Annotated in this window: 8 protein-coding genes and 1 pseudogene; 7 read left to right on the top strand and 2 right to left on the bottom strand. The window is 47.9% G+C overall.

Translation table 11 applies throughout. The annotated features are described in order from the left end of the window. On the bottom strand, positions 1-227 hold a 227-nt coding region (locus tag B3180_RS07915), incomplete at its 3' end, for a DUF3429 domain-containing protein (RefSeq protein WP_286843897.1). Positions 228-466: 239 nt separating this feature from the next. On the opposite strand from B3180_RS07915, the gene galE reads away from it, so the two are divergent. Next, entirely contained in the window at positions 467-1,474 is a 1,008-nt protein-coding gene (gene galE, locus B3180_RS07910) for a UDP-glucose 4-epimerase GalE (RefSeq protein WP_199493981.1), read from the top strand. Here the strand turns inward: galE and B3180_RS07905 are convergent. Then, positions 1,444-2,001, bottom strand: a complete 558-nt coding sequence (locus B3180_RS07905; protein ID WP_054488789.1) for a 4'-phosphopantetheinyl transferase family protein — start codon at positions 1,999-2,001, stop codon at positions 1,444-1,446. The genes galE and B3180_RS07905 overlap by 31 nt on opposite strands. 78 nt (positions 2,002-2,079) lie before the next feature. Here B3180_RS07905 and B3180_RS07900 point away from each other — a divergent pair, with 78 nt between their 5' ends. From B3180_RS07900 to B3180_RS07875, 6 genes and pseudogenes are all read left to right on the top strand, one after another. Beyond that, entirely contained in the window at positions 2,080-2,748 is a 669-nt protein-coding gene (locus B3180_RS07900) for a beta-ketoacyl synthase chain length factor (protein ID WP_054488787.1), read from the top strand. Next, positions 2,738-3,574: a lysophospholipid acyltransferase family protein gene (locus B3180_RS07895; protein WP_278358567.1), complete on the top strand. Its 837-nt coding sequence runs from the start codon at positions 2,738-2,740 to the stop codon at positions 3,572-3,574. Before B3180_RS07900 ends, B3180_RS07895 begins: the two co-directional genes overlap by 11 nt. Further along, complete coding sequence (locus tag B3180_RS07890; protein ID WP_054488782.1) at positions 3,516-3,788, top strand: phosphopantetheine-binding protein; 273 nt, start codon at positions 3,516-3,518, stop codon at positions 3,786-3,788. Before B3180_RS07895 ends, B3180_RS07890 begins: the two co-directional genes overlap by 59 nt. An 11-nt stretch (positions 3,789-3,799) precedes the next feature. Continuing rightward, positions 3,800-4,051: an acyl carrier protein gene (locus tag B3180_RS07885; protein ID WP_054488780.1), complete on the top strand. Its 252-nt coding sequence runs from the start codon at positions 3,800-3,802 to the stop codon at positions 4,049-4,051. After that, the gene (locus B3180_RS07880; protein WP_278358568.1) at positions 4,051-4,599 is read left to right on the top strand and encodes a hypothetical protein; all 549 of its coding nucleotides are present in this window, start codon (positions 4,051-4,053) and stop codon (positions 4,597-4,599) included. Before B3180_RS07885 ends, B3180_RS07880 begins: the two co-directional genes overlap by 1 nt. Next, positions 4,577-5,000: pseudogene (locus B3180_RS07875) on the top strand (acyl-CoA synthetase); the annotation flags it as partial. The gene B3180_RS07880 and the pseudogene B3180_RS07875, both read left to right, overlap by 23 nt.

Raw genomic sequence — 5,000 nt, 5'->3', positions numbered from 1 at the left:
AGTAGTAAGCCTGCGGTTTTTTCGCTTTCAGCACGGTGCAAAGCACGCCCCCATAAGGTGCCACCTAAAAAGGTTAATATAATAGCGCCGTAGGTGATTAAGAACTCCAGCGGTTGTATGCCCCAAAATGCGCCCGTCCCCATTAATGCAGCAAGAGACGATGCTAAAAAGGGGATTAGCCCGAGAAAGCCCAGTGTGTGTATAAGCCAGTTTTTGCCTTTATTCATAAGCAAATCAGTCCACCAGAAGTGAGTTATAGTTGTTTTTACGGTAATTGTTCTCTTTACGTTTAGTCTAACTTTAAATAACTTGCGTAATAAACGATAACAACAATGTCTTTTTTCTCTCGTCGACTTTCCCCTACAGGCCTGTTGTTTACGAGTTTCAGTTGCTTTAGTAAAAGTCAGCCGATACTATTTCGGCCCTTTGACTTTTAGTGACGCTAACGTTGCTGGGCGCAAGATCTATGAATAAACGGATACTGGTTACCGGAGGCTGCGGTTTTATTGGCTCGCATACCGTGGTTGAGTTAATACTCAACGGTTACCAAGTGGTTGTTGTTGATAACCTGAGCAACAGCAGCGCGTCGGTCATTGATAAAATACAGAAGGTTACAGGCAAGCGGCCGGACTTTCATCAAGTCGATATTTGCGACATCGACGCATTAACCGGTGTCTTTCGGCAGTACTCTATTGATGGCGTTATCCATTTTGCGGCGCTAAAGAATCCCCAGGAAAGTTATCAGTTAAGAGACCAGTATTTTACGACTAATGTGGACGGTACGCGTAAACTGCTATCGGTAATGAAAGCATTTTCTGTTACCCGGCTAGTGTTTTCGTCTTCTGCTGTCGTATATGGAAACCCGTCAACAGTACCAATTCCTGAATCGGCCCCAGCGGGAGACGTCACTAACCCGTATGGCGAGACTAAATTTCAGTCTGAATGCGATTTAAGTCATTACTGTAACAGCAATGCCAATTTTTCTGCGGTCAGTTTGCGTTATTTTAACCCGGCGGGAGCCCATCCTTCTGGGGGCCTCGGCGAACAACCGCTTAAGCCAGCGGCAAACCTGGTTCCGGCTATTGGTGATGTCATTACTGGCAAAGCCGATTCAGTTCATGTTTACGGCCATGACTATTTGACCGATGACGGCACAGCGATACGCGATTACATTCATGTCTGTGATATTGCAAAAGGCCATGTTGCTGCACTGGAAGTGGGGTTTGCACAAACCGGGCATCAGGTTTTTAATCTGGGAACGGGCAAAGGCGAGTCGGTGCTTGAGGTTATACGTGCCTTTGAAAAGGCGAGCGGGCGCACCATCCCGGTTCAGTTTTCAGGCAGGCGGCAGGGCGACGTAGAGAGTTGCTACGCCGAGGTAGACAAAGCCCATAGAGAGCTAAACTGGCGAGCAGAGTCGGATTTGAGTGTTATAGCCCGGGACTACTGCCACTGGTTATCGCTGTCGAGCTGATACAGTGAGATATCACTGACTTTATCCGCTGTCACTGCCTGGTAACCACACAGCAAAAAAGAGTTTAGCCGGAAGTATTTTGCCGCGTGTTGCTGCTTTTCAAGTGGCTGCTCCAGAACCTTAAGCAAGGGGTCACCTGAGGCTTTGGCTACCGCTTCGGCTAAGGTCCACTGTCGGAAAAATGCTTGCTTAGTCAAAGAGCTACCTGTTAGAAATCCATCTTTATAATAGTCACGAATGCGTTGGTAGTTTTTGCTGGTACGCAAGTTCTCAACGTCTATGCCGATACTACAGTTTGTTGAGTAGGCGGCGGCGATGAATCCCGATTTATGAGAAAGTGAGCAATAAACGGGCTGATCGTTTACGCTCAGTAGTGGGGCACCGGAAGGCGTTTTGTCTATAGTGACGTGAACCGGCCCGGAAACCGGCCAGTACTTTCTGACAAGCTGTATCAGTAAGTCCCGTGTTGCTTCCGACACTTGCCGGGGTGATGCGGTGTCGTTGTAGAGCCTATATCCGATAACCATATGCGCTGTTATATTTTTGAAATGTAGAGTGAGATTCTGTACTATTCCGCTTCTTTTTTGAGTATCTGTCCAAACCCTATGCGAGCCTTTGTAGCTGATAGTACATTAGTCCAGACCGAATGTCGTGAACGGCTGAAGCAAATTCCGGCTTCGACCCGACGGCGGCTGAGCTCGTATGCGAAAGTGCTGATAACTGCCATGCTGGAATTGAGTGAAAGACACCCTCAGTTGCAAGAGACGCCGGTGGTATTGGCAACGCGGCATGGCGACTTACACCGCACCGAGAAGTTACTGCGGGAACTGGTGCGGGGGGAAATTTTGTCGCCAACCCAGTTTGCGCTTTCGGTGAATAATGCCGTATTGGGGCAGTACAGCATGGCCGCTGACAACAGGCAGTCTATGACAACCTTGTCGGCGGGTGAGCAAACCTACCCTTTAGGGTGGTTAGAGGCGTTAAGCCAGCTACAAAGCGAAGCTGAGCAGGTATTGCTGTTGTATGCTGATGAAGTGCCTCCTGCGGTGTACTCCGGGCAGGTTAAATCGCCGGTAACCGGTTTTTCTCATGCGGTTTTACTCCATAGAAAAAACGGACAAGAATTGATTTTGGATCGTCGGGTTGGAAAAGAAAGTCAATTACAGGAAGACGTCTGGTCAGTTGCTAACAGCGTGCAGAAAATATTGGATGCCGGCGGCGATAAGGTGGTTAAAGACTATAACGGGGTAAGGTGGAGCTGGCATGTTGCTTAGTCTCTGGCAGGTCATTAATCGCACCTGGCGACGTTTCGCCACAGGGCTTTGCTTTGCCATTTTTGGCTTAGGTGGCCTGTTGCTGTCGGTGACTGCGTTGCCTTTGCTCGCCTTACTATCTAACGGAAATGAACAGCAGCGCCAGGCCCAGGCCCGGCGGTTAGTGCAACTCACGTTTAAGTGGTTTATCGGCGTAATGAAGTGGACCGGGGTGTTCAACTTTGACTTTAAGGCAATTGAGAAGCTACGAAGCGTTCGGGGTCATGTCATTATTGCGAATCACCCCTCCTTAATTGATGTCGTGGCATTGATTTCTTTTGTGCCGAATCCAGACTGTGTGGTTAAGTCACACCTGTGGAAGAACCCCTTTATGCGGGGCGTTATCCGTTCAACGGGTTATTTAAGCAATGACGATCCGGAAGATTTGGTCAACGACTGTGAGCGCTCGCTGGCGCAGGGGAATAACCTCATTATATTTCCTGAAGGTACGCGGACGACACCCGGAGAAGCGGTCAAGTTCCAACGTGGCGCAGCGCATTTGGCGTTGCGTACACGGGCTAAAATTACGGCACTACGCGTGGATTGCGTACCTGTAACTTTGATTAAAAATGAGGCCTGGTACTGTGCACCGCAACAAAAGCCGACCTTGTCGGTGCATTATTTGGGCGAAATAGATTCAGCCGTATACTGCAATGCTGAAAAGCTTAGCATTGCCGCGCGTCAACTGACTCGCGACTTACAGAATTACTATGAAAAGGTGTTAGAAGATGACGGAAAACCTGAAGCAAGAGATCAAAGCCTTGATTATCGAGTCGCTGGATCTTGAGGATGTTGAGGTATCAGATATCAATGATTCAGCCGCGTTATTCGGAGACGATGACGATGGCCTGAACCTCGATTCCATTGACGCATTGGAACTGGGTTTGGCAATAAAGAAGAAGTACGACGTAAAGCTGGATGCAAACTCAGCGGAAACAAAAAAGCACTTTTACAGTGTTGATACGTTAGCGGACTTTGTCGCTAATAATCGCGGCGAATAAACGAGGGAACGATGAAAACGAAAGACGAAGTGTATGCGCGATTAGTTCAAATTCTTGAAGAAGACTTCGAGATAGAATCTGATGATATTTCTTTAGACGCAAACCTGTATCAGGACTTGGATCTTGATTCGATTGATGCGGTAGATTTAGTGGTTAAATTACGCGAAATCACTGGTAAAAAAATCAGCCCGGATGCGTTTAAAGCGGTGCGTACTGTCGAGGATGTTGTCGAAGAAGTTTATAAACTCGTTCACAGCAATTAATGAAAACCGCTCTGCGTTTATTAATCAGTGGCTTACTGATTGCCTACCCTCTGATGGTTTGGTGGTTTGCGCAGAACGGCCTGACAAACTGGCTGCTACTGGCACTGATTACCTTGCTGAGTTTAAGCATTGTTGCCCAGGGTATTGGTCATCCCAGAAGCTGGCTTTCAATGGCCGTGTTATTGGTCGTTTCAGTAACGGCTATTTTTGCTGACCAGCTGACAGGTGTGTTGTTCTATCCGGTCTGGATGAATGCGGCATTGCTTCTGGTTTTTGTTGGGTCCTTATGGCGCAAACCGTCGGTAATAACCCGCTTAGCGACGCTGATGGAAGGCTCATTGTCTGAGAAGGCCGTTGCTTACACTGAAAAAGTGACCATGGTCTGGGCCGTATTTTTCCTTATGAATGGTGCTATTGCGCTGGCGACGGCAGTTCATGGTGACATTGAGCTTTGGACGCTATACAACGGTTTTATATCCTACGTGCTAATTGGGTTACTTTTTGTGGTTGAGTGGAGTGTGCGGCGTGTTGTTAAAAACAAGCACTGAGCAATGGGAGCTGCAATGGCGGCGCCCGGATGCAAAACTAGCCTCAATTAACGGCAAACCCATTAGTGTGTCAACCTGGCTTCAGGATGTGGCTGCCGCTACTCATTGGCTTAATGAGCAGAAAGGCGATACGTTACTTTATCAGCGTGACTGGTATCGTTTTAGTGTTTGGTTCTTCGCGCTGCTAGAGAGTAAAAAGCGAATTATTCTGCCAGCTAATGATAAGCCTGCGACCCTGTCAGAGCTATCATCTCAGTATGCATTCAGAGTACCGGAAGAATTACCCTCCAAAGGGCGTTCTGATGCGCCTTCTTTGATCTTAAAAGGTGACTTAGACTCCCCTCTGACCTTTTTCACCTCCGGTAGCAGTGGCAAACCTAAAGCAGTAGAAAAAACGCTCA

This window comes from Idiomarina sp. UBA4206, from assembly GCF_002383015.1.
GTDB lineage: Bacteria > Pseudomonadota > Gammaproteobacteria > Enterobacterales > Alteromonadaceae > Idiomarina > Idiomarina abyssalis.
This window is presented reverse-complemented; position numbering and strand designations above follow the sequence as displayed.